The 25,288-nt window shown below is 57.4% G+C and carries 20 protein-coding genes and 1 tRNA gene; 15 read left to right on the top strand and 6 right to left on the bottom strand.

Going from position 1 to position 25,288, the window contains the following annotated elements; genetic code table 11:
* Positions 1–23: 23 nt before the first annotated feature.
* The 3 genes from yidC to rpmH form a co-directional block, all read right to left on the bottom strand.
* Positions 24–1,832, bottom strand: coding sequence for a membrane protein insertase YidC (yidC, locus tag F0155_RS14080; RefSeq protein ID WP_150525170.1), 1,809 nt, complete (start codon positions 1,830–1,832; stop codon positions 24–26).
* A 6-nt stretch (positions 1,833–1,838) separates the two neighbouring features.
* Positions 1,839–2,234, bottom strand: a complete 396-nt coding sequence (gene rnpA / locus F0155_RS14075) for a ribonuclease P protein component (protein WP_150525169.1) — start codon at positions 2,232–2,234, stop codon at positions 1,839–1,841.
* Positions 2,235–2,300: 66 nt separating this feature from the next.
* Positions 2,301–2,435, bottom strand: coding sequence for a 50S ribosomal protein L34 (gene rpmH, locus F0155_RS14070; RefSeq protein WP_068311851.1), 135 nt, complete (start codon positions 2,433–2,435; stop codon positions 2,301–2,303).
* Positions 2,436–2,770: 335 nt separating this feature from the next.
* Between rpmH and F0155_RS14065 the strand changes: the two genes are divergently transcribed.
* The 4 genes from F0155_RS14065 (at position 2,771) to F0155_RS14050 (ending at position 6,878) form a co-directional block, all read left to right on the top strand.
* Complete coding sequence (locus tag F0155_RS14065) at positions 2,771–3,592, top strand: TVP38/TMEM64 family protein (RefSeq protein ID WP_150525168.1); 822 nt, start codon at positions 2,771–2,773, stop codon at positions 3,590–3,592.
* A 44-nt stretch (positions 3,593–3,636) separates the two neighbouring features.
* Positions 3,637–5,067, top strand: coding sequence for a dihydrolipoyl dehydrogenase family protein (locus tag F0155_RS14060; protein WP_150525167.1), 1,431 nt, complete (start codon positions 3,637–3,639; stop codon positions 5,065–5,067).
* A 38-nt stretch (positions 5,068–5,105) separates the two neighbouring features.
* Positions 5,106–6,584 carry a sensor histidine kinase gene (locus F0155_RS14055; RefSeq protein WP_150525166.1) on the top strand — a complete coding sequence of 493 codons (1,479 nt, stop codon included), beginning with the start codon at positions 5,106–5,108 and terminating at the stop codon, positions 6,582–6,584.
* 217 nt (positions 6,585–6,801) lie between these two features.
* Positions 6,802–6,878: transfer RNA gene (locus tag F0155_RS14050), tRNA-Arg, on the top strand.
* A gap of 373 nt (positions 6,879–7,251) precedes the next feature.
* Here the strand turns inward: F0155_RS14050 and F0155_RS14045 are convergent.
* A complete protein-coding gene (locus F0155_RS14045) occupies positions 7,252–7,974 on the bottom strand; it encodes an aspartate/glutamate racemase family protein (protein ID WP_150525165.1) in 723 nt (240 codons plus the stop codon).
* Positions 7,971–8,663, bottom strand: a complete 693-nt coding sequence (locus F0155_RS14040; protein WP_150525164.1) for a GntR family transcriptional regulator — start codon at positions 8,661–8,663, stop codon at positions 7,971–7,973. The genes F0155_RS14045 and F0155_RS14040 overlap by 4 nt, the downstream gene beginning before the upstream one ends.
* 128 nt (positions 8,664–8,791) lie before the next feature.
* On the opposite strand from F0155_RS14040, the gene F0155_RS14035 reads away from it, so the two are divergent.
* A complete protein-coding gene (locus tag F0155_RS14035; RefSeq protein WP_150525163.1) occupies positions 8,792–10,480 on the top strand; it encodes a thiamine pyrophosphate-binding protein in 1,689 nt (562 codons plus the stop codon).
* A 21-nt stretch (positions 10,481–10,501) separates the two neighbouring features.
* On the opposite strand, the gene F0155_RS14030 is transcribed toward F0155_RS14035, so the two are convergent.
* The gene (locus F0155_RS14030) at positions 10,502–11,401 is read right to left on the bottom strand and encodes a LysR substrate-binding domain-containing protein (protein WP_150525162.1); all 900 of its coding nucleotides are present in this window, start codon (positions 11,399–11,401) and stop codon (positions 10,502–10,504) included.
* 108 nt (positions 11,402–11,509) lie between these two features.
* On the opposite strand from F0155_RS14030, the gene F0155_RS14025 reads away from it, so the two are divergent.
* From F0155_RS14025 to F0155_RS13980, 10 genes are all read left to right on the top strand, one after another.
* Positions 11,510–12,637: an enolase C-terminal domain-like protein gene (locus F0155_RS14025; RefSeq protein ID WP_150525161.1), complete on the top strand. Its 1,128-nt coding sequence runs from the start codon at positions 11,510–11,512 to the stop codon at positions 12,635–12,637.
* Positions 12,634–13,878 carry an NAD(P)/FAD-dependent oxidoreductase gene (locus F0155_RS14020; RefSeq protein ID WP_150525160.1) on the top strand — a complete coding sequence of 415 codons (1,245 nt, stop codon included), beginning with the start codon at positions 12,634–12,636 and terminating at the stop codon, positions 13,876–13,878. The genes F0155_RS14025 and F0155_RS14020 overlap by 4 nt, the downstream gene beginning before the upstream one ends.
* A gap of 48 nt (positions 13,879–13,926) precedes the next feature.
* Positions 13,927–14,907 carry a TRAP transporter substrate-binding protein gene (locus tag F0155_RS14015; RefSeq protein ID WP_150525159.1) on the top strand — a complete coding sequence of 327 codons (981 nt, stop codon included), beginning with the start codon at positions 13,927–13,929 and terminating at the stop codon, positions 14,905–14,907.
* A 140-nt stretch (positions 14,908–15,047) separates the two neighbouring features.
* A complete protein-coding gene (locus tag F0155_RS14010) occupies positions 15,048–15,581 on the top strand; it encodes a TRAP transporter small permease (RefSeq protein ID WP_150525158.1) in 534 nt (177 codons plus the stop codon).
* 5 nt (positions 15,582–15,586) lie between these two features.
* Complete coding sequence (locus tag F0155_RS14005; RefSeq protein ID WP_150525157.1) at positions 15,587–16,897, top strand: TRAP transporter large permease; 1,311 nt, start codon at positions 15,587–15,589, stop codon at positions 16,895–16,897.
* A 712-nt stretch (positions 16,898–17,609) separates the two neighbouring features.
* Positions 17,610–18,986: an aspartate aminotransferase family protein gene (locus tag F0155_RS14000; protein WP_425299941.1), complete on the top strand. Its 1,377-nt coding sequence runs from the start codon at positions 17,610–17,612 to the stop codon at positions 18,984–18,986.
* The gene (locus tag F0155_RS13995) at positions 18,983–20,377 is read left to right on the top strand and encodes a glutamine synthetase family protein (RefSeq protein WP_150525156.1); all 1,395 of its coding nucleotides are present in this window, start codon (positions 18,983–18,985) and stop codon (positions 20,375–20,377) included. Before F0155_RS14000 ends, F0155_RS13995 begins: the two co-directional genes overlap by 4 nt.
* Positions 20,378–20,640: 263 nt before the next feature.
* A complete protein-coding gene (locus F0155_RS13990; protein ID WP_150525155.1) occupies positions 20,641–21,198 on the top strand; it encodes a helix-turn-helix domain-containing protein in 558 nt (185 codons plus the stop codon).
* A 24-nt stretch (positions 21,199–21,222) separates the two neighbouring features.
* Positions 21,223–23,664: a GcvT family protein gene (locus tag F0155_RS13985; protein WP_150525154.1), complete on the top strand. Its 2,442-nt coding sequence runs from the start codon at positions 21,223–21,225 to the stop codon at positions 23,662–23,664.
* A gap of 33 nt (positions 23,665–23,697) precedes the next feature.
* Positions 23,698–25,266, top strand: a complete 1,569-nt coding sequence (locus F0155_RS13980; RefSeq protein ID WP_150525153.1) for a trimethylamine methyltransferase family protein — start codon at positions 23,698–23,700, stop codon at positions 25,264–25,266.
* Positions 25,267–25,288: the final 22 nt, after the last annotated feature.

Below are 25,288 nucleotides of genomic sequence, written 5' to 3'. Positions count from 1 at the left end.
CCTGGTTTGCAAGGACAGCAGGTCTAGCTGTCTTCTGTGGGCTTTGGTTTTCGCTTGAACGTCGACTTCAAGTTGTCGAACAGCTCGATCTTGACCCCCTGGCGACGCATGATGACCCATTGCTGAGCAATCGAGAGGCTGTTGTTCCAGGCCCAGTAGATCACGAGTCCTGCCGGGAAAGACGCCAGCATGAAGGTGAAGACGATCGGCATCCAGGTGAAGATCATCTGTTGGGTCGGATCGGGCGGGGCCGGGTTCATCTTCATCTGGACGAACATGGTGACACCCATGATCAGCGGCCAGATGCCAACCATCAACAGCTGCGGCGGATCCCACGGAATCGCACCAAACAGGTTGAACAGGCTGGTGGGGTCTGGAGCCGAAAGGTCCTGGATCCAGCCGAAGAACGGCGCATGGCGCATTTCGATGGTAACGAACAGAACCTTGTAGAGAGCGAAGAATACCGGGATCTGGATCAGGATCGGCAAGCAGCCGGCCAGCGGGTTGATCTTCTCTTTCTTGTAAAGCTCCATCAGCGCTTGCTGTTGCTTGGCCCGGTCATCGGCATAGCGATCCCGAATTTCCTGCATCTGAGGCTGAACAAGCTTCATCTTGCTCATCGAAACATAGGACTTGTTGGCCAGCGGGAAGAAGAACGCCTTGATGATGACGGTTACCAGCAGGATCGCAACACCGAAGTTGCCAAACACATGGAACAGCCAGTCGATGGCGAAGAACATCGGCTTCGTCAGGAAGTAGAACCAGCCCCAGTCGATCAGCAACTCGAAACGCTCGATATTCAGGGATTCTTCATAGGCGTCGAGAAGCTTGGTCTCCTTTGCGCCTGCAAAGAGATACGAGCTGGTTTCACCCGTCGAACCGGATTCGATTGTGGTTGCTCCGCCCAGGAAGTCCGCCTGATAGTTGTCGGAGGCATTCGAGTGCGTGAAGCTCGGCTGGAAGGTTTCGCCCGGCTGCGGGATGAGGGTGGCAGCCCAGTATTTGTCGGTGATGCCAAGCCATCCGCGGTCAACCGGAGCAGGGCGCTCAGAGCCGGTTTCGGCGAGATCGTCGTAGTCGACTTCCTTCAGACCTTCTTCTCCGAAGACCCCGAGAAGGCCCTCATGAAGAATGTAGAAGCCTGCCGTCTTCGGCTTGCCTTTGCGGGCAATGAGGCCATACGGATAAAGCGTCACGGCCGCAGCGGAGTTGTTTTCAACGCTCTGTGTGACGGTAAACATGTAGTTCTCGTCGATTGAGAACGTCCGCTTGAAGGTCAGGCCTTCCCCATTGTCATAGCTGGCGGTCACTGGTGTCGACGGTGTCAGCTGAGCACCGGCGTCCACGGACCAGACAGTGTCAGGACCTGGCAGGGAAACAGAAGCGCCCGGGTCGCTCACCCAGCCATAGTCGGCATAGAACGGGTTTGGACTGCCCTTCGGCGAGAACAGAACGACTGTCGGGCTGCTCTTGTCGACAGTCTCGTGGTAGTTCTTCAGCCGAATGTCGTCCAGTTGTCCACCGACAAGGTTGATGGAGCCCGAAAGACGTGGTGTGTCGATCTGCAGGCGGGCGGTGGCGCCGATTGCCTGTTCACGGCTCTGAAATTGCGTTTGGCTGCCAGCTGCGGGCGCATTAGCCTCGATCGAGCCGGGAGCGTTCTGGGCCGAAGGTTGCTGCGGGTCCGTTTGAGCCTGCTGCGCTTCCTGTTGGGCCAGTAAAGCAGCCTGCTGCTTTTCGAGCTGGGGCTGGGCAACAAAGTACTGCCAGGCAAGGAGAACAGCGAGGGACAACGCAATCGCAAGAAGTGTGTTGCGGTTTTCTGAGAACAACGGAACTTACCTCTGCTTTTTGCTCGAATTTGACCGGTGTGCGGGTTTCCGCGGATTTCTCGGACCGCGAGGCGTTTGCGGATCGAGCACTTGCACCAGACCTGATTTGAGGTCTGTGACCAGTTTATTAAAGGGTGTCGACAGGGCATCCTGTCGCGCCACCAGAACAAAATCGGCCGCATTCGGAATGTCACCGGCGTCCAACGCGGCAACAGCGGCCCTGAGGCGTCGCTTGATTCTGCTGCGCACGACCGAATTTCCGGTCTTCTTGGTAACGGTGTACCCGACCCGGGAGGGGACGGCGTCCTTGTTCGGCAGACCCTGAATCAAAAAAGCGCGCCGTCCAACGCGACCTCCCTTGGAGACCGCTATGAATTCGGCGCGCTTTTTGAGAGTTTCCATTTGCGGCTGCAATGTCTGTGCTGCGGTAGCAAGCAGAACCGGCTGCGCCGCTAGCGGGTTGGCCGATTAGGCGCTCAGACGCTTGCGGCCCTTGGCGCGGCGGCGAGCCAGAACTTGACGTCCGTTCTTGGTTGCCATGCGCGCGCGGAAGCCGTGGCGGCGCTTGCGGACAAGACGGCTCGGTTGATACGTACGCTTCATTGTTCTACCCCGCGTGTCACCCACGCGGCCCTTTTTCGATAAAGAATTTTGGAGAAACCATCCGAATACGCTGATCGAAAATAGCCCACAGGGGCCCACGACAGCTCGGATGCGTGTTCCAGTCGTGCGCGCTTATACGGTCCGTGCGACGGCAAGTCAACGCACACAGCGCAAAAACCGTCGTTAAACCACTCTTCACGCCGCAGTGATCGAGTGGTGTGGAGCAATAACTTGTCGGTGATAGTGTCTTTTCCTCAAGACAAATGATGTACATCTGCAGGAAAGACACATGCTGGCGCTCTTTTGGAGGGGCGGCGAGCCGGGAAACCATGCGTATGACCATTGAGCAAAAACTGGATGATACCGAAGGAAGTGGTGGAGAATCGGGTTCCGGTGAACCGGCCCGGATGACCGCCTCGGCTCAGAAGGGAAGCTTCCTGAAATCCTGGGGGCCGCTCATCGGCCTTGGAGTGCTGATGGTCGTTGGATTCAGCCAGGGCTGGCATGAGCTTTTGTCCCTTTCCTCACTGATCAGCGAGCGCCAGAACCTGATGGCCTATGTGAATGAGCGCTTTGTGTTCAGCCTTGGTCTGTTCTTTGTGATTTATGTCGCCGCGGTCGCTCTCAGTTTTCCCGGTGCCTCCCTTTTGACGATCGGTGGAGGCTTTCTCTTTGGCTGGATCGTTGGCGGGGCGACAACCGTGGTGGCTGCCACAATGGGGGCAACGGTCATTTTCCTTGTGGCGCGCTCGTCCTTCGGAGCGTTTCTGACGCAAAAAGCCGGGCCATTTGTGGAAAAACTGGCCAGCGGTTTTCGCTCCGATGCCTTCAATTATCTGCTCTTCCTCCGTCTGACGCCTGTCTTCCCCTTCTGGCTCGTGAATATTGCACCGGCACTCTTTCAGGTGCCCTTGAGAACCTATGTCCTTTCGACAGCCGTCGGCATCCTTCCGGGAACCTTTGCCTTCGCCTTCATCGGCGCTGGCCTTGACAGTGTCGTGGCCGCGCAGGAGGCTGCAAATCCGGGATGTGCCGCGACAGGAACCTGCCAGATCGAGGTCGGAGCTCTTGTTACGCCGCAACTGCTCGCAGCGTTTTTCGCGCTGGGCGTTGCAAGCCTCATTCCGGTCGCGATCAAGCGCTGGCGGGCCAGCTAGGTCTGTTTTCACCTCCAACGACACCAATCCAATCAGGGGCAACAATGAGAACAGAACTAAAGCCGGACATTTGTGTCATTGGGGCAGGCTCAGGGGGGCTTTCGGTCGCGGCCGCCGCCGCTGCCTTCGGTGTGGATGTGGTGCTGATCGAAAAGGGCAAGATGGGCGGGGACTGCCTGAACACCGGATGTGTTCCCTCCAAGGCTCTGCTGTCTGCGGCCAAGGCAGCCCGCTCTGTTCGTTCAGCTGCCGCCTTCGGGGTCAACGCAAAACTCGAAGGCATCGATTTTCCCAAGGCCAACGACCACGTTCACAGCGTCATTGCTGCCATTGAGCCGCATGATTCGGTCGAGCGCTTTGAGGGTCTTGGCGTGACCGTCATAAAGTCCCACGGCCATTTCGTTTCCCCTGACTGTGTGGTGACGGACAAACATGAGATCCGGGCACGCCGTTTTGTTGTCGCGACCGGCTCGACGGCAACTGTTCCGCCAATCTCTGGTCTGGATACCGTTCCCTATCTCACCAACGAGAATATCTTCGAGCTGCGCGAGGCGCCCGCCCATCTGATCATCATCGGTGGCGGACCAATTGGTCTGGAAATGGCTCAGGCACATCGCCGGTTGGGAAGCCGGGTGACGGTGATTGAAGGGCAGAAAGCACTCGGGAAGGACGATCCGGAACTAGCGGCTATCGTTCTCGATCAGTTGCGCGCTGAAGGGGTGGACCTGAAGGAACACTCTTCTGTCGAGGCAGTGGAACAGCGCGGCGATGAGATCGTCGTGAAATGGATGTCCACGGACGAGGGGGCAGGAGAAACCGTCGGGACCCATATTCTGGTCGCCGCTGGCCGTAGCCCGAATGTGGAAGGTGTGGGTCTGGAGGCTGCCGGAATCAATTTTGATCGCCGTGGCATCAAGGTAGGCAGCGACCTGAGAACCAGCAATCGCAAAGTCTACGCTGTCGGCGATGTCACCGGCGGTCTGCAGTTCACCCATGTTGCCGGTTACCATGCCGGGCTGGTTATCCGATCCATCCTGTTCCGCCTTCCGGCAAAGGAAGATCGCAGCATCATTCCGTGGGTGACTTATACCTCGCCGGAACTTGGACATGTTGGTCTTTCGGAAAAGGAAGCGCGGGAGGTTCATGGCGATAAGGTTCGCGTCCTCGCAGCAGATTACTCCGGGAATGACCGCGCCCAGGCAGAAGGTCTGACCAAGGGCCGCCTTAAACTTGTCGTTGGTCCGAAGGGGCGGGTGCTTGGAGCAGACATTGTTGGCGCGCAGGCTGGGGAGATCATCAATCTTCTATCCCTCGCCGTGGCGAAAAAACTGACCGTAAAGGACCTCGCCGGTTTTGTGTCCCCCTATCCGACATTGGGCGAGCTGGTGCGGCGGGCGTCGATTTCCTATTATGCGGACTTGCCAGGCAAGCCATGGCTGCGGAAGATGCTGGCAGTCTTGCGAGCTTTTGGATGAGAGATTCGAAATCCGGCCTGGCAAGGAAGTGGTGACGCATGAAGCATGAGAGTGGTCCGCTGGACGGATCTGACAATGTGCAGAAGGCACGCCCCGGCATGTTGAAGGCCCTGCGGCTTAAAACGGCCCCGGTATCGCGCCTTGGCGGGCTTTCCGGAAAACTCCTGCTCCTCACCGTCCTCTTCGTGATGCTGTCCGAAGTGTTCATCTATGTCCCTTCGGTCGCCAATTTTCGCAATACATGGCTGAATGATCGTCTGACCACGGCTGGTGTTGCAGCGTCAGTGCTTGCGGAAACGAACACAATCGCGCCGCGGCTTCAGGAGCAGCTCTTGAGAACGACAGGGGCGGTCGCAATCTCCCTCGATCAAGGCAGTACGCGACGGCTGATTGCCATGACGGAAATGCCAAACCAGATCGCATTCCATGTGAGCATGGAAAAGCAAACACCCTGGATGGCGGTCATCGAAAGCTTCAAGGTGCTGCTGTATCGTGGTGATGGCATGATGCGGGTCGTCGGAATGGGGCGCATGGGGGATACAGACCGCGTTGATGTTGTCTTTCCCGTCCGGCTTCTGCAACAGGACATGCTGGCGTTTTCCGGTCGGATTCTGGCGCTGTCCCTCTTCATTTCAGCAATCACGGCGTCGCTGGTCTATATCAGCCTTCGTGCGCTGTTCGTTCGTCCCCTTCAGCGCCTGACTGCCAATATGGAACGTTTTTCCGAGGAGCCGGAAAATGCATCCCGCGTTCTCACGCCAAGCGGGCGTAATGACGAACTGGGGGAAGCGGAAGTCCGTCTCGCTGCAATGCAGTCGGTTCTGTCGCGAAGCCTGATGCAGAAACAGCGGCTTGCGGACCTCGGTCTGGCGGTTTCCAAGATCAATCACGATCTGAGAAACCTGCTCGCCTCAGCCCAGTTGTTTCTGGAGCGTATCGAACAGGTCGATGACCCCACTGTGGTCAGGCTGGCTCCCAGAATTCTGGCAACGCTGGATCGCGCCATCAACTATACGCAGGCCGTCATGTCCTACGGCAAGGCGCAGGAGCAGCCGCCACGTCGCAGGGTGATCAAACTCTCCAAGGTCGTGGGCGATGTGGCAGATGTCCTCGGGCTATCCGAACGTGGCGGCATCGAATTCTCCAATGGGGTGGATCCGCAGTTGGAGCTCAATGCTGACCCGGATCACCTCTTCCGGGTGTTGATGAACCTCAGCCGAAACGCGGTACAGGCACTGGAAGGTGACCGGAAAGACGATGTCGTCGTCAAACGCATCGCCATCACGGCACTTGATGGCGCGGACGCGGTAACAATCCGCGTCAGCGACACCGGACCGGGCATTCCGGAAAATATCAAAGCCTCCCTGTTCAAGGCATTTCACAGCGGTCCGAAAAAGGATGGCATCGGTCTCGGTCTGGCGATAGCCGCCGAGTTGGTGCGGGCCCACGGCGGGCAGATCAGCCTTGAGGACAGCCCGACGGGCACATGCTTTTGCCTTACGCTGCCCAAGGGGTGAATCTGGCGCTGCGTAACATGTGGAGAAGCTATTTGAATAATGAAAACAATGTCTTGATCAATAAATTCGATTGTCTGGCGAAAAAGTTTGAATTTCCACTTGCAAACAATCTGAGGCCACTATAGAGATGCGCCCAGTTCAGCGGGTGGCCACGCCGCCCCGGACCCAAAAACACGATCCGGAAGCAAATTGAAGCTTCATCCATCGGATCAGGCAAGCACCGGTAGCTCAGCTGGATAGAGCACCAGACTACGAATCTGGGGGTCGGGAGTTCGAATCTTCCCCGGTGCGCCATTCCTCAATATCGCTGCTACTAAAGCTGCCATGTTTTTCAACATGGCCTCTTGCAGTTTTCGCGTTTGCCGGAAATCACAATCTCATTGCTGTTGACCTCGATCTGATCAACATGGCCTCAACGTATGCTGTGCGGAATGTGTCAAGCCATTGCTGACGCTCTTTCGCAGCAGTTTGGTGAATTGAACAACCATCTCAGTTGTAATTTCCGTTGATTTATTCTTGGCGCCGGCAATCGTTGTGCCTTGTCCTTGCGGCACTTCAACTTGCCGGAGCTTGGATACTCTCTTCGGGCTGCTCGCTTTTCCCGGCCATCGTTGATCTTCCAATTTGCGGGAAAACCTATCCCAGTTGGTGAACCACTTTCAGGGGGCTAATCCGATTTTTGGAAGCGCCGCGGGGCAAGGCCGGAATGGAACCATTCCACAAAGCTGACCATCGACCAAACAGGCAGGCCGGTTGCTTCGACAATGTCTGCCGCATAGGGGCACATATTGGTGCATTCAAGGACAAATCCGCCCAAATCCGGGTGCTTTTCCTTCATCAATATGGCGGCTTGAACATTGTCTTCGCGGGCCAATTCCACATTCAGGGTCAGCTCATTGTCGAGGATTGCCCGCGTGAATTCTCTCAGGCCTTCGGTTGATCCGACCGGCGTTCCTGCCGGAACGTCTGCGGCATCCAGATGGGCTTGCGTGAGTGTTGATCCTGAAATGGTCAGGATGCCAGCGCGTTTGCCTGCTGGCATGAGCCGGTTGACCATGGACACCTGATAGAGGGATGACGTGATGACCGGAACAGGAATAGCTTGAGAGAGTTCTTCCTGAAACAGTGACAGGAAACCGCAATTGGTGGTGATGCCGTCCACACCGTCAGCGACAAGTTCGCGGGCCGCATCAATGAATGCGCCCAGCAACCCGTCTGCCTTTTGCCGGACAACGCGGTCCGGAGAAGCGCCGCGGACCACCTTGTACATGACAGGAAACGGCCAGCTTTGCGCATTGCCCATATCTCCGGGAATGCGCGGAAATCTGGCCTCGAGCATCAAGATGCCTACAGCTGCACCGTAAACAGTTTTTCCACCTGTGACGATCATGCGACATCCTGCGAATTCAGAACGCGCCCTGTAAGCGCGTCTGTCTGGTCCATGTAAATGCTCGAAATTCCCTTGCTGACTGCCTCTTTGACCTGATCCAGGCGGCGGGAAATATGATCTCGCATGGCGTTGATTGCCGCCTCGGAATCCCGCGCGAGAAGCGCCTGCATTACCTTTTTGTGGCCGTCCTTTGTCGATTTCAGTCTGGCTTCGTCAAGCTGGACCCAGCGAAGATAGCGGATTTTCTCATTGAGGGCTTTCAGCTCAGCGACCAGGAGCGGATTGCCTGAAAGCTCCGCGATCTTGACATGAAAGGCTTCGTCTCGCTCGCAGGCTTCAGCCACGGTCAGACCGGAAACATCCATTCCCATTTCGGTCAGCCAAGTCGCCAGAGCGGCAAGGCTTTCCTCACTCGCCCGCTTGCAAGCCCGCTCGACTGTCGCAACCTCCAGAGCCTCCCTAAGATCATAAAGGGCATAGACCCCTTCGGTATCCAGTTTGCGGCAATAGAACCCTTCGCCGGGGCGGGCTTCGATCAAACCTTCCGCAACGAGGCGATTGAGCGCTTCACGCAATGGCGTACGCGATACTCCCAGTTCCCGCGACAAGACACTTTCGTTCAATCGGTCGCCTGGTCGCAAACGGAACCCCACCACCATCGATTTGATCTGAAAATAGATTTCCGACATCGCCTGTTCCAGCATCGGGGTTTGCGTTGGAGGTCAATACAGCTTGCATTCTTGTGGTGACACATTCGCCAAGTTTTGACAATATGCAAGCTTGTATACAGAACTGAATTCAGTAAGGGGAGTGTGTGATGAGCAACCATTTGACTGGTGCCGAAGCAATGGTGCGGATGCTGGAAGCTCATGGGGTGACCGAGATCTTCGGCCTCTGCGGGGACACGACGCTGCCCTTCTATGATGCGCTCTTCAGGCTCGACCACGGGATAACACACTTCCTCACCAGAGATGAACGGCATGCCGCATACATGGCCGATGGCTATGCCCGCGTCACAGGCAAACCCGGCATTTGCGAAGGACCATCCGGAGGAGGCGCGACCTACATCTTGCCCGGAGTCGTCGAGGCAAATGAAAGTTCAGTTCCGATCCTGGCCATCACGACCGATGTAGCCACCACCAGCCGCGGGCGATATCCGCTGACGGAACTTGATCAGACTTCGCTTTTCAAGCCACTTACAAAGTGGAATGCCTCACTTGATAACGCCTCCCGACTGCCCGCGCAGGTTCGGGCCGCCTTTCGGGCGATGACAACCGGAACCCCGGGGGCAGCTCACCTTTCTCTTCCCTTTGACACTCAAAAAGCATCGGTGGATGAGACCGAGCTTTGGGCGGATGCGCGGCATTGCTGTTTTCCTGCTGAGCGGGCAGCTCCTGATCCCGGGGCGGTCACTGAAACGGCACGTATTCTCTCGAAGGCCGGAAGTGCAGTCATAATTTGTGGCGGTGGGCCGGTATTGTCCGGAGCTGAAGAGGCCCTTGCAGAAGTTGTCCGATTGCTTCAGGTGCCGGTGGCAACCACCGTATCCGGGCAAGGAAGCATTGCGGAGACCGATCCACTCGCTTTGGGTGTAGTCGGCTCGAATGGCGGCAGTCAGGCGACCCGCGCCGTGATTGATGCTGCGGATGTTGTCCTGTTTGTCGGTTGTCGTGCAGGTTCGGTAACGACAGAGAGATGGCGGTCACCCCTCCAGGACAAGGTGATCCTGCATATAGACAGCGATCCGATGGTGATCGGGGCAAACTATCCAACAGCTGTTGCCATCAATGCGGATGCTCGTTTGGCTTTGACCGCGCTCGCCACAACCTTGTCGGAGATGCCGGACATCTCCCACCAGAATGGCGTTTCAAGGTCAAAGGCTGCCTGGGATACAAAACTGGATCACTTCAACCGGCTGGCGACATCTGGCGAAAGGCCCATCCGCCCTGAAACGGTCGTGGCGGTATTGATGGATCTGCTTGAGGACGATGCCATCATTGTCGCTGATCCCGGAACCCCGTGCCCCTATTTCAGCGCGTACTATCGTTGGCGAAAGCCGGGTCGCCATTTCATAACGAACCGGGCCCATGGTGCTCTGGGCTATTCGATTGCTGCCGCCATGGGGGCTCATGTCGGTCGACCCGGAGTGAAGACCGTTGCTGCAATGGGTGACGGAAGCTTCGGCTTCGCCTGCGGGGAATTTGAGACGATGGTGCGGTATAACATGCCGATTACATCGATCGTCTTTTCCAATGCGACATTCGGGTGGATCAAGGCCGGGCAGAACTCAGGCTTCGGGCAACGCTTCTACAATGTGGATTTCAACCGGACTGATCATGCGGCGGTGGCATCAGCGTTTGGTGTGAAGAGTTGGCGGGTTGAAGATCCGGTAGATTTGAAAAGGGTGTTGGCTGAAGCCCTCAATCATGACGGCCCGACACTGGTGGACGTGATATCCCAGCCACTCCACGAAGCGGCTGCTCCGGTCTCCGAGTGGGTCTCGTAGAGAGCCCGAACACCCTTCACGTCAGGGTTGGAGCGAGAAGGAAGCCAGGCTCTGTCGAAGTTGCGTCAAGAATGCCTGTGCGACAGGGGTCAGGCTTCGGTTGCGGGCTGTTATGATCGCAAGGTCAAGCATGACCGCGGGTTCAAATCGGCGGATGATATAGCCCGGTTCGCGGTCAAAATGGATGGTGAACGGATCAATGAGCGCAATGCCCATACCCTGTTTGACAAAACTCAGAAGGTTTTCGGACAGGTGGGTGTGAATTTGCGGTCGCCATCCCGCGTTCCGGCTTTCGAAGGCTTCCCTTGCTCGTCGGTGCGTCATGTGCTCCGGCCCCATGACGATCAAGGGCTGGTTGTCCAGAAGTTCAGGCGTCAGAACCTGATGTATTCCCAGAGGATGCCCTTCGGGCAAGACCGCAAAAGTCTCGAAATGAAAACCCTCCCGGGTCAGAGCATCGTGATAAACCGGCATTTCGCAGACACCGATTTCAAACAGACCGGCCATGACCCATTCCTGGATCTTTGACGAATACTGCGATTGAAACGAAATCAGCAGGTCCGGACTGTTTTTGGCAAAGCGCGCAATTTCGGCGGGCATGAATCCGAAGGACAGCAGGTGAGGTGAAGCCACCTGAAGTTGGCCCGCCTGCTTGTTTTGCAGATCCTGGATTGCCTGGCTCACATGCTCAAGGCCGCGCACCACGGTATCCACCTCCCGAAACAGCATGTCCGCTATGGGTGTCGGCTGCAGCCGCCCCTTTGCTCTTTCAAAGAGCTTCAGGCGTGTCTGGCGTTCCAGTTGCGCAAGCAAATTGGAGATACCCGGTTGGGAAATTCCGAGCAGTTCCGCAGCTCCCGTTACCGTGCCGGTATCCATGATGGCATGAAATGCCTGAAGCTGGCGAAATCTCAGGGGCATGTTGGCCTGCCTTGAATTCAAGTCATCACAAAAGATGATGGCTGATTAAATTAATCGTATTTGAAATGATACTCCAGAGGGGGCACTGTCAATTTTGGGGAGGAGACCATGGATCTTGATCAAAAGATCACCGAAATGAACGTCTGGCATCTGTCGCTGCCGGTCCTTTCTCGGCGCGACCACGGCATCGGAACTGTCGAAGGTGCGTGCGAGATAATTGTCCTTTCCCTCACCAGCGAAAGTGGCAATGTCGGTTGGGGGGAAGCCTCTCCCTGGTCAGTTTTCACCGGTTCCCCGGAAGCAAGCCTTGCAGCGCTGCAACGCTACATAAGGCCGCTGGTTGTCGGTCGACGGGTTGGTGATCGCTCTGCGATCATGACGGATGCACAAAAAGCTGTTGCCCACGCGAGCGAGGCGAAGGCAGCTCTGGATACGGCTTTGCTCGACCTGACGGGTAGAATCCTTGCTGCACCGGTCTGGGCTCTGCTGGGAGGCCGCTGCAGATCCTCCATTCCCCTGTCTGTTTCGATTGCAGATCCTGATTTCAAAAAGGATCGCCTTCTCTTGGATCGCCTTGTTGAGGATGGTGTCGGGATCGTGAAGGTGAAGGCAGGCTTCAAGGACCATGCTTTCGATATCATGCGGCTCGAAGCCTTGCGCCGTGACTATCCCTCGCTGAAGGTTCGGGTGGATTTCAATCAGGGACTGGCGATTGACGAGGCCTTCAAGCGTGTTGTCGATGTTGCCAAATTTCAGCCGGATTTCATCGAACAGCCGGTTCGCCAGGACCAGTTCGCCCTCATGGCGCGTTTACGGGAAGCCATCGATGTTCCTCTCCTGGCTGACGAGTCTGTTTTTGGACCGGAGGACATGAGACGGGCGATCAGCGAAGGCATCTGCGACGGTGTCTCGATCAAGATCATGAAGGCAGGCAGCCTGACGCGCGCCCAGGATGTTGCCCGAATGGCAGCGGTTGCAGGCTTGCAAGCCTATGGGGGCGATATGTTCGAATCCGGTCTTGCCCATCTCGCGGGCACTCACATGATCGCCGCGACACCTGAAATCACGCTTGGCTGTGAGTTCTATCAAGCGCGCTATTTCCTCAAGGAGGACATTCTGGAAACGCCATTTGCCGTCAAAGACGGCCATGTGCTCGTGCCAAACAGACCCGGCCTCGGCATTCAACCGGATAGGGACCGCCTCGACCATTATGCCGTGACAAAGGTGGCTGCATGAGCAAGACGCTTGCAATTGTCGGCGCGGGCATAATCGGCGTCTCGACTGCAATCTGGATGCAACGGGAAGGGTACGACGTCATCCTCATTGACAAGGCAGGCCCCGGCGAAGGCGCGAGCCATGGCAACGGGGGCGTGTTGGCATCCTGTTCGATGGTCCCTGTAACCGTTCCCGGCCTCTTGCGCAAAGCGCCGCGAATGCTGTTCTCGCCTGATCAGCCACTCTTTCTGAAATGGGGATACCTGCCAAAACTTCTGCCTTGGCTGGTCCGATATCTGTCGCATGCCAATGAAACCGATGTGAAGCGGATCGCTCAGGCAGTTTCGCAGATTGTCGGGGACAGCCTGGCCGAGCATCAGGCGTTGGCTGCAGGGACCGGTGCCGAACACTTCATTGTCCCGGCTGATTATCTGTTTCTCTATAGGGATCGCGCGCATTTTGAAGAAGATGCGTTTGGCTGGTCGGTGCGGGCTTCCTGCGGGTTCGAGTGGGAAGAACTGGAGGGGACAGCTCTTGCGGCATATGATGATGCCTATTCCTCGGAAATCGGCTTCGCAGCGAGGTTGAAGGACCATGGCCGGATCACCGATCCGGGGGCATACGTCAAGGCACTTGCGGCTTATGCTCAGGCTAATGGAGCCGAAATCATCAAGGCTGAGGTGCGAGGCATCAACACACTCGATGACGGAACCGTCTTGGTTGAGACGGACGACAAGCCGATTGCGGCAGATGATGTTTTGATAGCTACCGGCGCCTGGTCAAAGCCGCTTGCCGATCAGCTTGGCCTGGATGTGCCGCTGGAAAGCGAGCGCGGATATCATCTGGAGCTTTGGGAGCCGAATTTCATGCCCCGCTCGCCGGTGATGGTGGCCAGCGGCAAATTCGTCATCACGCCCATGGAAGGGCGGATAAGGCTTGCTGGAGTTGTGGAATTTGGCGGGCTGAACGCATCCCCCACCAAAGAGCCGTTCGAACTTTTACGACGTAACTTGAGGGCTGCGATGCCTGGGCTGACCTGGAAACGGGAAGTTGAATGGATGGGACACCGGCCGGCTCCGGCCGATTCAATCCCCGTGATCGGACGTGCCCCGGGAAGAAAAGGCATCTGGATGGGGTTCGGCCATCATCACATTGGCTTGACGGGGGGAGCAAAAACCGGTCGGCTCTTAGCACAAATGATCTCGGACAAAATAACCAATCTGGATCTGTCGCCATATTCGGCAGTTCGGTTCCAGAAATAACAAGAGCGATGGGAACCGCCTGCAATACCAACCAAAGGGAGCAATGAAATGAAATTCTTGACCAAGGTTCTGACCACGACAGCACTGGTCGCTGCAGCTGCCACTCCGGCATTTGCCGGCGAAAAGTGGGACATGCCGATGGCTTATTCGGCCAGCAACTATCATTCTGCTACTGGTGCAGAATTTGCCAAGTGCGTGACGACTGGTACTGGCGGTGAAATTGAAATCGTGACACACCCGTCCGGTTCCTTGTTCCCCGGTGCGCAGATCAAGCGCGCGGTCCAGACCGGCCAGGTGCCGATCGGTGAGCGGCTTCTGTCGGGTCATGCAAATGAAAACGCCCTGTTCGGGTTCGATTCCATTCCTTTTCTGGCAACATCATTTGATGCCAGCGACAAACTTTGGAAAGCAGCCAAGCCGTCCCTGGAAAAAGTGCTCGAAGCCCAGAACCTGACGCTTCTCTACGCCGTACCGTGGCCGCCGCAGGGCTTTTACTTCAAGAATGAAGTGAACTCCGTCGCCGACATGAAGGGGATCAAGTTCCGCAGCTACAATACCGCAACATCCCGCATCGCGGAATTGACAGGCATGCTGCCGGTGACTATCGAAGCGGCGGAAATCAGCCAGGCTTTTGCGACAGGGGTTGCTGAATCCATGATTTCCTCCGGCTCCACCGGCTACGACCGCAAGGTCTGGGAATCTCTGAACTATTTCTACGAGGTCGATGCCTGGTTGCCGCGCAACTATGTCATGGTCAATTCTCAGGTCTGGAGCGGCGTCTCCGACCAGAACAAGAATGTGATCCGCGGCTGCGCCGAACTGGCCGAATATGCCGGCAACTGGCGTGCCAAGGAATACACCGGATTCACCCTGCAGGGACTGCGTGATGGCGGCATGAAGGTTGGTCCGGCATCCGAGCAAATGGTCAACGAGCTCAAGGAAATCGGCGTCACCATGACCAATGAATGGTTGGCAGAAGCTGGCGAAGAAGGTGCTGCGATTGTCGACGCCTTCAAGGCCATGCAGTAAGCCCCTCCCGATTGGGCGGCCGGTATCCGGTCGCCCGATTCCATGAAGATCATTTCCTGCTGCAAAATGGATCCGCCGGGTTCGCCCGCGGTCTCAAACAGTTCTCCGGCAGGCAACAAGAAACACACGTGGGGGGTATTATGGGGACGCTCAGAAAGCTCCGGTCCGGGCTTGACTTTCTGTATCTGGCAGCTGGTGTTCTTGCGGCTATTTGCCTGATCGCAATTCTGGTTCTCATTGTTCTGCAAATGCTCGCGCGCTGGATTGGTGAAGTCGCGCCTGGTATCCCCGAATATGCTGGATACTTCATGGCGGCGGCATCCTTTCTCGCCTTCGCAAATGCCCTGAACAGAGGTTGCCACATCCGCGTTTCCATCCTGCTGCATGCCGTTCCGGCAAAAGTGGCGCGCTGGATCGATGTCTGGTGCTTCGGCATCAGCGCAGTGATCATGTGGTACTTTGTGTGGTTCGGCTGGCGCTTTGTGAATTTCTCCATTCTGATCAACGATATAAGTCAGGGACAGGACCGTACGCCCTTGTGGATCCCCCAGTCCTTCATGCTGGCCGGGGCAATCATCATGGCAATTGCGCTGACGGATCACCTTGTTCATCTGTTGTTTGACGGCCGACACAGGATCAATCGCGATCTTGTTGACCAGAGTTTCGGGGAGTAAGCGCCATGGAAGACTTCTCGATCATCATCCTGTTTCTCTTTGTTCTCTTTGTGTTGCTCGGCAGCGGCGTCTGGGTCGGGTTGGCGCTCATGGGAGTCGCTTGGGTTGGCATGGAGCTGTTCACGAGCAGGCCGGTCGGCGATGTTATGCTGACGACCATATGGTCCTCCTCCTCCAGCTGGACATTGACGGCATTGCCGCTGTTTATCTGGATGGGCGAAATCCTCTATCGAACGCGACTATCGGAAGACATGTTTCGGGGTCTGAGCCCGTGGATGGCCGGTTTGCCGGGCGGGCTGGTGCACACCAACATTGTTGGGTGCACGGTTTTTGCCGCAGTTTCGGGTTCAAGCGCGGCCACGCTGACAACCGTTGGAAAGATGTCGATACCGGAACTGCGAAAGCGAAATTACCCGGAAACGATGGTGATCGGCACACTGGCCGGTGCGGCGACGCTCGGCTTGATGATCCCGCCGTCTTTGACCCTGATCGTCTATGGGGTCACGATCAATGAATCCATTTCCAAACTGTTCTTCGCCGGAATTTTGCCAGGTCTCGTGTTGGCCGGCATGTTCATGGCCTATGTGGCAATCATGTCCAAGGTGTCGAAGAATTGGAACCCGACCATCGAGCCGGGAATGAGCTTCAGGGAAAAGATCCAAAACTCACGCTTTCTGCTTCCCGTCATTCTTCTGATCGTGCTTGTCATCGGGTCGATGTATCTCGGATTCGCAACGGCAACAGAGGCCGCGGCCTTTGGCGTTATCGGTAGCCTGATACTGGCAGCAAGCCAGGGCTCGCTCAGCTGGAAAACCTTCTCTGAAAGCCTGATGGGGGCAACCCGAACCTCCGCGATGATTGCGTTGATCCTCGCTGGCGCAGCATTCCTGTCGCTTTCGATGGGGTTCACCGGACTGCCACGCGGGTTAGCGGACCTTATTGCGCAAATGGAGCTATCCCGGTTCGAACTCCTGATGGCGCTTTTGGTGTTCTACATCATCCTTGGCATGTTCCTGGACGGGATTTCCTCCGTCGTGCTGACCATGGCGGTGGTGGAGCCCATGGTGCGGCAGGCGGGTATCGATCTGATATGGTTCGGTATTTTCATTGTTGTGGTTGTCGAAATGGCCCAGATCACGCCCCCGATCGGGTTCAACCTCTTCGTTCTGCAGGGGATGACCAATCATGAAATGGGCTTCATCGCACGTGCGGGAATCCCGATGTTTCTGATCATGGTGCTGATGGTGTTCGTGCTGATCGCCTTCCCGGAAATAGCAACATGGCTGCCAAACAATATCCGGCAAGGTCCGGGCTAAAAATAATTCACGCAGCATGTTGTTGGCGCTTGTCCGATCGAAGTAAGAACCGACAAGGTTCGGCAGCGCATGAGAGAACCTGCTGGCCGACTTGCCAAACGCAATCTGAGCGTGAAATTTGATTGCGGAGCGCCAACGTGCTGATCCCGTCATCAATACATACACCGAAAGGGTCGATGGAACCATCATGGCATACAAGATGCCGCTCGGAGGGCATCCACAGCATCGGTTCAAAGGTCTGTTTCTAAGCATACGAAGGCCTTGGGCGAACTCGAACGTCAGTCGGAAAATATCTGAAGTTTTACAATCGCAAACGGCCACCTCTATCCTGTCGGGTGCGCCATTCCTTTCATTAAATGCATAACGGCCATCATGTACGTGCGTTGTATGCGTGTTGCTGAGTCGCCCTCTCTTCCGCGAGCAGCCTCCTTATCCCTGGCAGTACGCGCATGTTTGTCTCGTGATCACATTGCCCTGATCTTGTGTGGGGTTACCAGGCTGATACGCGCGCGCCCTTGGTGGGCCCTGCCTCGTGGTTGATGTGTCGTACCCTTTTCGATCTGATTGGTTCTTGATGAACCTGTGGAGGCTTGCCACCTCGCGTCCTCTATTCGAATTTCCGCTGGCAAAAAATGTGATCACATTATAATTTGCGCGGGATTTTGAACCCAAGTGTGAGGCGCAGCGCGCTTTTTGCGGAGTTTGTCAGGTCATGTCGGATATGGCTGGGGAAAAGGTGGCGGGGGTCGAGCCCGGACGTATCGCCGAAGTCTTCGAAAGCGAAACCGCGCGGTATGTTGTAAAACGCCCGAAAAGTCGGGCACGCCTGGAAGCACGAAATTCAGGGTTTCTCGACAATGTACCCATGCTCTGGATGAAGGACTGGCCGCAGCCCTTTCCCATCCTTGTCGAGAAGGCGCAGGGCGCGACCCTTGTGGACATTGATGGCAACGAACTGGACGATTTCTGTCTGGGTGACACCGGATCGATGTTCGGCCATTCGCCGGAACCGGTTGCCAAGGCGATTGCGGAGCAGGCATCGCGTGGTCTGACCTACATGCTGCCAACCGAGGATGCATTGGAGGTTGGCGCGTTGCTGACCGAGAAATTCGGTCCGTTCCGCTGGCAGATCGCCACCACTGCGTCTGATGCCAACCGGTTCGCCATGCGGATTGCCCGCGCTGTCACTGGAAAGCCAAGGGTGCTGTTTTTTGCGGCCTGCTATCACGGCGCGGTGGATGACGCGCTGGTGCGCAATGTCGACGGCAGGACAGTGGAGCGCCCGGCTCTTGTGGGACAGGTAGCAGACCTTTCGCAGACTTCGAAGGTGATCGAATTCAACGATCTTGCCGCGCTTGAAGCCGCTTTGGCGGAAGGTGATGTTGCTGCGGTTCTGGCCGAACCGGTCATGACCAATTGCTGCATGGTGCTGCCGGATCCGGGATATCATCACGAACTGCGCCGGTTGACGCGCAAGCACGATGTTCTGCTGATCATCGACGAAACCCACACCATATCCTCCGGCCTTGGCGGCTATACGCGCACCCATGGCCTGGAACCGGACATGTTCGTTGCCGGAAAGCCGGTGGCCGGTGGGCTGCCAGCCTCCATCTGGGGGATGAGCGAGGCTGTGGCGCAGCGTTTCCGCGCCTATGATGAGGTCCGACCTTCCGGCTTTTCCGGGATTGGGACAACACTCTCTGCCAACCCCCTGCAATTCGCGGCCATGCGGGCAAACCTTTCCGAAGTCATGACCCCAGAAAACTATGCCCATATGGAAAAAGGGGCCGAACGGCTCTCTAACGGGCTTCAGGCCGTGATCGCCAAAAAAGAATTGCCGTGGCATGTGGTGCGGGTCGGTGCGCGGGTGGAGTTTGTCTGCCACCCGACCTTGCTGCGTAACGGTTCGGAAAGTTACATAGCCCACAAACCGGCACTCGAACGGGCCCTGCATCTGGCGCTCGTCAACAGGGGCTGCCTGATCGCGCCGTTCCACAACATGATGCTTGTCAGTCCGGCGACGTCCAACGCACAGATCGACAGGCTGATTGCCGCATTTGATGATGTTACCTCGGAGCTTCTTGCATGAGTGGTGAAATTGCATGCCCGTCCGGCGCGACTGTGGCAAAGGCGGAAGCCTTCCTTGCGGCCCATCCGGACATTGAGGCCTTCGACATCATTCTGCATGACAGCAATGGCATTGGCCGGGGGAAGATCATCCGGCGGCATGAATTGCTGTCGATCTACACGTCTGGCCGTCATCTGCCGATCTCGATCCTTGGGCTTGATATCTGCGGCGAGGATGTCGACGAGACCGGCCTGATATGGGATCAGGGGGACGGAGACCTTCGCGCGTGGCCGATCCCCGGATCGCTTGTGCCGCTCCACGGCACTAACCCGCCACGGGGGGAAGTCTTCCTGTCGCTCTACACGCTGGAAGGTGCTCCGATGACGTCTGACCCGCGTCATGCGCTGGTGAGACAGGTCGAGGCCATGGCGGCGGAAGGGCTCTATCCGGCCGGCGCATTTGAGCTGGAATTCTTTCTGCTGGCCAACGACAGGGGCGCAGAAGGCCGGGTTCGTCCGGCGGATGCCGTTCTGGACGGTCGCCGGTCTTCCAAGACCGAAGTCTATTCCGTTGATCACCTGCACGGCATGGAGCCGTTGTTCTCCGAGGTTTATGCTGCCGCAGCTAAAGCGGGCATCCGCGCGGAGACCGTGATTTCCGAATACGCGCCGGGCCAGTACGAGCTGACACTGCACTATCGCACCAACGTTCTGGAAGCTGCGGATGATCTCGTTCGGCTGAAGCGCATCGTGCGGCTGACCGCCCGTCGCTTTGGCGTCACGGCTTGTTTCATGGCCAAGCCGATCGAGCGCTATGCGGGGTCGGGCATGCATTTTCATGTCTCGCTTCAAAACAAGGCGGGCGAAAACCTGTTCATCGAAGCCGAACCGGGCACATGGAATCCCCGCCTGCTGAATGCCCTCGGCGGCATGAAGGCGACCATGGCTGAATCCATGCTGGTCTTTGCTCCCCATGCAAACAGCTGGCGCCGCTTTACCAGCCAGTCCTATGCCCCGGTCTCAACAAGCTGGGGTGTCAACAACCGATCTGTCGCCCTGCGCATTCCCGCTGGTTCCATTACGGCCCGGCGGATCGAACACAGGCCGGCGGGTGTGGACGCCAATCCCTATCTTGTCGGGGCAACCATTTTGGCTGCCATCCGCCATGGTCTGAAGCATCAGATTGATCCCGGGGAAGAAACGACCGGGAACGGATATGCTGAGGGCCAGGATGCGGACATGCCGCGTGACTGGCGTTCTGCCATCGAGGCCGCCAAGGCATCATCTTTCCTGAAAGATGCTTTGGGCGAGGACATGCACCGCACCTTCACGGCCGTGAAAGCCGCCGAATATGCGCGCGTTGCAAGAACAGTGTCCGAGCTTGATTATGATCTCTACATGCATACGGTCTGACGGGCGCGATCGCTGACCATCAATTGGGTGAAGCCGGATAGAATGCGGGGTGGCAGGAACTGTCGCCCCGCTTTTTTGTGCAATCATGCGCGGTGGTTCCACCACAAAATCCCGCAGCGGAGTGTCACGGAGACACTTTTGTGCACCGGACGATTTTCTTTATGAAAGCGTCGAAAACTGTTTGAAAAACGACATTGATGAAAATCATCTTGTGATTTTCATCATACGTGAAAAAAATGGCCAAAATTTCATGGCGGCCATTCATGACAGAAACCAACAGCCTTGGCGAAGACCTGCGCGCGCTCAGAACAGCGCGAAAGGTCACGCTTGAGGAATTGGCACAAAGACTGGGTCGGTCTGTCGGCTGGTTGTCACAGGTCGAACGGGACATTTCCATTCCCCGCATGTCGGATCTGCGCCTGATCGCCGATGTCTTCGAGGTTCCCCTTTCGCTTTTCTTCGGGAACGCAGTCGCGCCGGAAAACGAACGTGGACGCGTGGTGCGCGCCAGCGCGAGGCGGGTGATCGGCGAGCGCGACCGGGGGCTCGTGGAAACCCTGATCTCGCCGGACCTGACAGACAGTTTCGAGATGATCCATTCCACTTTCCAGCCAGGATCTGCGCGAAGGGAAATGACGCGCCGGCCCACGCAGGAAGTGGCCTATCTGGTCTCGGGCAAGCTCGATATCTGGCTGAACGATGATGTCTTCACCATCGAGGCGGGAGACAGCTTTCGCATTCGCGATGCTTCGTTTCGCTGGGAAAATCCATATTCGGAACCGGCTGTGGCGATCTGGGTCATTTCGCCGCCGGTATACTGACAAAGCTCTGGAGAGGGAGCCTACATGTCTCTTCCATCTACTGCACGGGTCGTCATCATCGGCGGCGGGATCGTCGGTGTTTCCACCTTGTATCATCTGGCCAAGGAAGGCTGGACCGACTGCGTCCTTCTGGAAAAGAACGAGCTCACCGCAGGGTCGACATGGCATGCAGCCGGGAATTGTCCGACTTTTTCGACCGGCTATGGTGTCATGAACATGCAGCGCTATGGCCTTGAGCTGTATCGCGAGCTGGCTGCCGATCCCGATTATCCGATCAACTATCATGTCTCCGGGTCTGTTCGTCTCGCCCACAGCCACGAGCGCATGATGGAATTCGAGCGTGTTGCCGGAATGGCGCGGCACATGGGCCTTACTATGGAAATGTGTACGCCCGAAGAACTGCAGGCGCGCCATCCCTTCATGGAAATCCACGAACTGGAAGGCGGTCTCTGGGACCCGCTCGACGGCGATATTGACCCGGCACAGGTGACGCAGGCGCTTGCCCGCCGCGCCCGGAACCTTGGGGCAAAGATCGTCCGATTTGCACCGGCGACTGGCGTCGACCGTCAAAACGGCGAGTGGATCGTTCACACCGAGCAGGGCAGCATTCGCTGCGAATATGTGGTCAACGCCGCAGGCTATTATGCGCCTCGGGTCGGTGAGTGGTTCATCCCCTTTGGCGGGCGGCCGGTCCCGGCGATTGTCATGAGCCACCAGTATTTCCTGACCGAACCGATCCCGGAAATCGAGGCCTGGAGCAAGGCCAACGGGCGCAAGTTGCCGCTGCTACGCGATGTCGACACGTCCTATTATCTGCGGCAGGAAACATCCGGTCTCAACCTTGGGCCCTATGAACGGGGCTGCCGGGCCGAATGGATATCAGCCAGCGATCCGATGCCGGATGACTTCAGTTTCCAGCTCTATCCGGACGATCTGGACCGGCTTGAATGGTACATTGAGGACGCGATGGCCCGTGTGCCGCTGTTGGGTACGCAGGGCGTGAGCAAGAACATCAATGGCCCGATCCCCTATGCACCGGACGGTCTCCCGATGATCGGGCCGATGCCCGGCGTTCCCAATGCCTTTGACGCCCACTCCTTTACCTTCGGGATCGCGCAGGGCGGAGGCGGCGGCAAGGTTGCGGCAGAATGGGTCATGCATGGCCGGACCGAATGGGACATGTGGTCCGTCGATCCCCGCCGCTACACGGACTATACCGACCGGCAATATTGCATCGACAAGGCCATGGAAGTTTACGGCCATGAATATGCGATGCATTTCACCAAGCATGTCTGGCCGACAGGGCGCGATCGCAAGGTTTCGCCGATGCATGACAAGGTCAAGGCGCTGGGCGGCCAGATGGCGCCATACAATGGCTGGGAGCGGGCCAACTGGTTTGCAAAACCCGGAGATGATCTGTCCGAAGAAGCAACTCAAACCTGGGCTCGGTCTGGCCCGTGGGCCCAGCGAATCCGGGAAGAGTGTGAAGCGGTTCGCGATGGCGTAGGCGTTCTGGATCTCCCGGGCTTCTCCCGTTTCAACTTGAGCGGCGACGGGGCTGCAGAGTGGCTTCGGGGGCAGATCACAGGCGGGCTGCCGAAAGCCGGACGCATCAATCTGGCCTATTTTGCGGATGACCGCGGACGTATCCTGACCGAGATGTCGGTCCTTCGCCATGGCGAGGACGATTTCACCTTGATCACCGCGGGTGTCGCCCAATGGCATGATTTCGAGCTGTTGAATTCTGCCCTTCCCGAGGGGCTCAGCCTTGTCGACCGGACACGGGAATTCACCACGCTGATCGTGACCGGGCCAAAGTCGCGCGCACTGTTTGACCAAATTGCAGAAGCTGACTTGTCGCTTCCATGGCTCACCCATCAGCAGGCAACGGTTGCCGGGAAACCCGCCATGCTGGTGCGCGTCTCCTTTGCCGGCGAACTTGGCTGGGAAGTCCACGCCAGCTTCGAGGGCATGCCGACCATTTATGACGCGGTTCTCGGCGGCGGCGCGGTGCCGTTTGGCATGTATGCGCTCAACTCTCTTCGCATCGAAAAGGGTTACCGTGCATGGAAGGGCGATCTGTCGACGGACTACACCCTGTTTCAGGGTGGGCTTGGCAGATTTGTGAACCTCAACAAGCCACAGAACTTTCCCGGCAAGGCGGCCTTGCAAGCGGAGTTCGAAAACGGTCTCAGCAAACGGTTTGTCACATTGGTTGTCGACGCAGACAACTGCGATGCCCCCTACATGGCCAACATCTGGAACGGCGACAAGCTGGTCGGGGAGTCGACATCAGGCGACTGGGGATACCGCGTCAACGCATCCATCGCGCTCGGCGTCGTCCGCACCGAGTGTGCGGCGCCGGGGACGGAACTGGAAATCGAAATTTACGGGAAACGCCACAAGGCCGTCGTCCAACCGGATCAACCTCTGTGGGATCCGGAAAACGAGCGCCTCAGGGCTTGAAATGCATTTGGCTGAGGGGTTGGAGGGCTATTCATGTCCGAAGGTGATGTAAAGCAAAGACGCCGGTCCGGTGGGCGAGCTGCCCGGACGGCTGCACGGGCCCGTCCATTGGACGAGGCCGTTCGTCCCGTTCGCCCCGGTTTGCCGGGCGGGCAATACCGGCCCTTGTCGGAAGCCGATGTCAAACGGATCAACGAGGCCGCGCTTCAGGCTCTCGAGGTCATCGGTATGGGCAAGGCTCCTGCATCCGGGCGCAAGATCCTGACCGAGGCCGGTGCGACGGAAGGGGAGGATGGCCGTATCCGGTTCTCCCGGTCTCTGGTGGAGGACATGTTGGGCAAGGCCGCGCGCAACATCACACTGCATGGCCGCGATCCCAAATTTGATCTGCACCTGCACGGAACCAATGTTCACTATGGAACGGCGGGGGCGGCGGTGCATATCGTCGATCCCTTCACCGGTGACTATCGAAATCCGACCGTTCAGGACATGTATGATGCGGCGCGGGTCGTGCAAAAGCTCGGCAACGTCCATTTCTACCAACGGCCTGTCGTGTGCCGGGAGTTCGAGTCATCGATCGAGTTGGACCTGAACACGCTTTATGGCGCCTGTGCCGGAACGACGAAACATGTCGGCGTATCCTTCATCAACACCCATAATGTCGGCAAGGCCATGGAAATGCTCCATATCCTCGCCGGAAGTGAGCAAGCGTGGCGAGAGCGTCCGTTTGTCTCCAATTCCAACTGTTTCGTTGTGCCGCCGCTGACTTTTGCGGAGGAAAGCTGCGAAGTGATGGAAGCCTGTATTCGCGGCGGCATGCCTGTTCTGCTGCTTTCCGCCGGGCAAGCGGGAGCAACGGCACCAGCGCCGATTGCAACGGCGGTTGTTCAGGCGGTTGCCGAGTGTCTGGCTGGCGTTGTCTATGTCAACGCCATGAAGCCGGGCCACCCGGCAATCTTCGGAACATGGCCTTTTGTCAGCGATCTTCGAACCGGGGCCATGTCCGGAGGCAGCGGCGAACAGGCTCTGTTGAGTGCAGCTTGCGCGCAAATGCACCAGTTCTACGGCCTTCCGGGCGGAGCGGCGGCGGGGATCGCCGATTCCAAACTACCCGATATGCAGGCGGGTTGGGAGCAGGCGATCAGCAATGTGATGACCGGTTTGTCAGGCCTCAATATGGTCTATGAGGCCGTGGGAATGCATGCCTCGCTCCTGGGATTCTGTCTTGAATCCCTTGTTCTGGGCAATGACATGCTGGGTCAGGTTCAGCGCTGCGTGCGCGGCGTCGAGGTGCGGGACGAGTTCGTCGATATCAGCGTCATGAAGCAGGTCGTTCTTCAGGGGCCCGGTCACTATCTCGGCCACGCGCAGACGCTGGAGTTGATGCAGACGGAGTACGTCTATCCGGAAGTTGCCGACCGCTTCAGCCCGAAGGAATGGGTGGAACGCGGCCAACCGCGATTGCTGGACACAGCCAACGCGCGTCTCAAGGCAATCCTGAGCGAGGACGGGCACCAGATTGACCCGGCGACCGAAGCCGCGCTGAGAGCGTCAGGCCTTCCCCTTGCCGAACTGAAACGTCCCGAAAGCGCTGCGATCTAATCAAGACAGGAAAGACCTCGTC

Source organism: Roseibium sediminis (assembly GCF_008711325.1).
GTDB classification, from domain to species: Bacteria; Pseudomonadota; Alphaproteobacteria; order Rhizobiales; family Stappiaceae; genus Roseibium; species Roseibium sediminis.
This window is presented reverse-complemented; position numbering and strand designations above follow the sequence as displayed.

What these genes read in the sequence shown, in the direction of transcription:
- rnpA (WP_150525169.1), bottom strand. Translation starts at nt 2,234, where the DNA reads ATGGAAACTCTCAAAAAGCGCGCCGAATTCATAGCGGTCTCCAAGGGA.
- rpmH (WP_068311851.1), bottom strand. Translation starts at nt 2,435, where the DNA reads ATGAAGCGTACGTATCAACCGAGCCGTCTTGTCCGCAAGCGCCGCCAC.
- F0155_RS14065 (WP_150525168.1), top strand. Translation starts at nt 2,771, where the DNA reads ATGACCATTGAGCAAAAACTGGATGATACCGAAGGAAGTGGTGGAGAA.
- F0155_RS14060 (WP_150525167.1), top strand. Translation starts at nt 3,637, where the DNA reads ATGAGAACAGAACTAAAGCCGGACATTTGTGTCATTGGGGCAGGCTCA.
- F0155_RS14055 (WP_150525166.1), top strand. Translation starts at nt 5,106, where the DNA reads ATGAAGCATGAGAGTGGTCCGCTGGACGGATCTGACAATGTGCAGAAG.
- F0155_RS14045 (WP_150525165.1), bottom strand. Translation starts at nt 7,974, where the DNA reads ATGATCGTCACAGGTGGAAAAACTGTTTACGGTGCAGCTGTAGGCATC.
- F0155_RS14040 (WP_150525164.1), bottom strand. Translation starts at nt 8,663, where the DNA reads ATGTCGGAAATCTATTTTCAGATCAAATCGATGGTGGTGGGGTTCCGT.
- F0155_RS14035 (WP_150525163.1), top strand. Translation starts at nt 8,792, where the DNA reads ATGAGCAACCATTTGACTGGTGCCGAAGCAATGGTGCGGATGCTGGAA.
- F0155_RS14030 (WP_150525162.1), bottom strand. Translation starts at nt 11,401, where the DNA reads ATGCCCCTGAGATTTCGCCAGCTTCAGGCATTTCATGCCATCATGGAT.
- F0155_RS14025 (WP_150525161.1), top strand. Translation starts at nt 11,510, where the DNA reads ATGGATCTTGATCAAAAGATCACCGAAATGAACGTCTGGCATCTGTCG.
- F0155_RS14020 (WP_150525160.1), top strand. Translation starts at nt 12,634, where the DNA reads ATGAGCAAGACGCTTGCAATTGTCGGCGCGGGCATAATCGGCGTCTCG.
- F0155_RS14015 (WP_150525159.1), top strand. Translation starts at nt 13,927, where the DNA reads ATGAAATTCTTGACCAAGGTTCTGACCACGACAGCACTGGTCGCTGCA.
- F0155_RS14010 (WP_150525158.1), top strand. Translation starts at nt 15,048, where the DNA reads ATGGGGACGCTCAGAAAGCTCCGGTCCGGGCTTGACTTTCTGTATCTG.
- F0155_RS14005 (WP_150525157.1), top strand. Translation starts at nt 15,587, where the DNA reads ATGGAAGACTTCTCGATCATCATCCTGTTTCTCTTTGTTCTCTTTGTG.
- F0155_RS14000 (WP_425299941.1), top strand. Translation starts at nt 17,610, where the DNA reads ATGTCGGATATGGCTGGGGAAAAGGTGGCGGGGGTCGAGCCCGGACGT.
- F0155_RS13995 (WP_150525156.1), top strand. Translation starts at nt 18,983, where the DNA reads ATGAGTGGTGAAATTGCATGCCCGTCCGGCGCGACTGTGGCAAAGGCG.
- F0155_RS13990 (WP_150525155.1), top strand. Translation starts at nt 20,641, where the DNA reads ATGACAGAAACCAACAGCCTTGGCGAAGACCTGCGCGCGCTCAGAACA.
- F0155_RS13985 (WP_150525154.1), top strand. Translation starts at nt 21,223, where the DNA reads ATGTCTCTTCCATCTACTGCACGGGTCGTCATCATCGGCGGCGGGATC.
- F0155_RS13980 (WP_150525153.1), top strand. Translation starts at nt 23,698, where the DNA reads ATGTCCGAAGGTGATGTAAAGCAAAGACGCCGGTCCGGTGGGCGAGCT.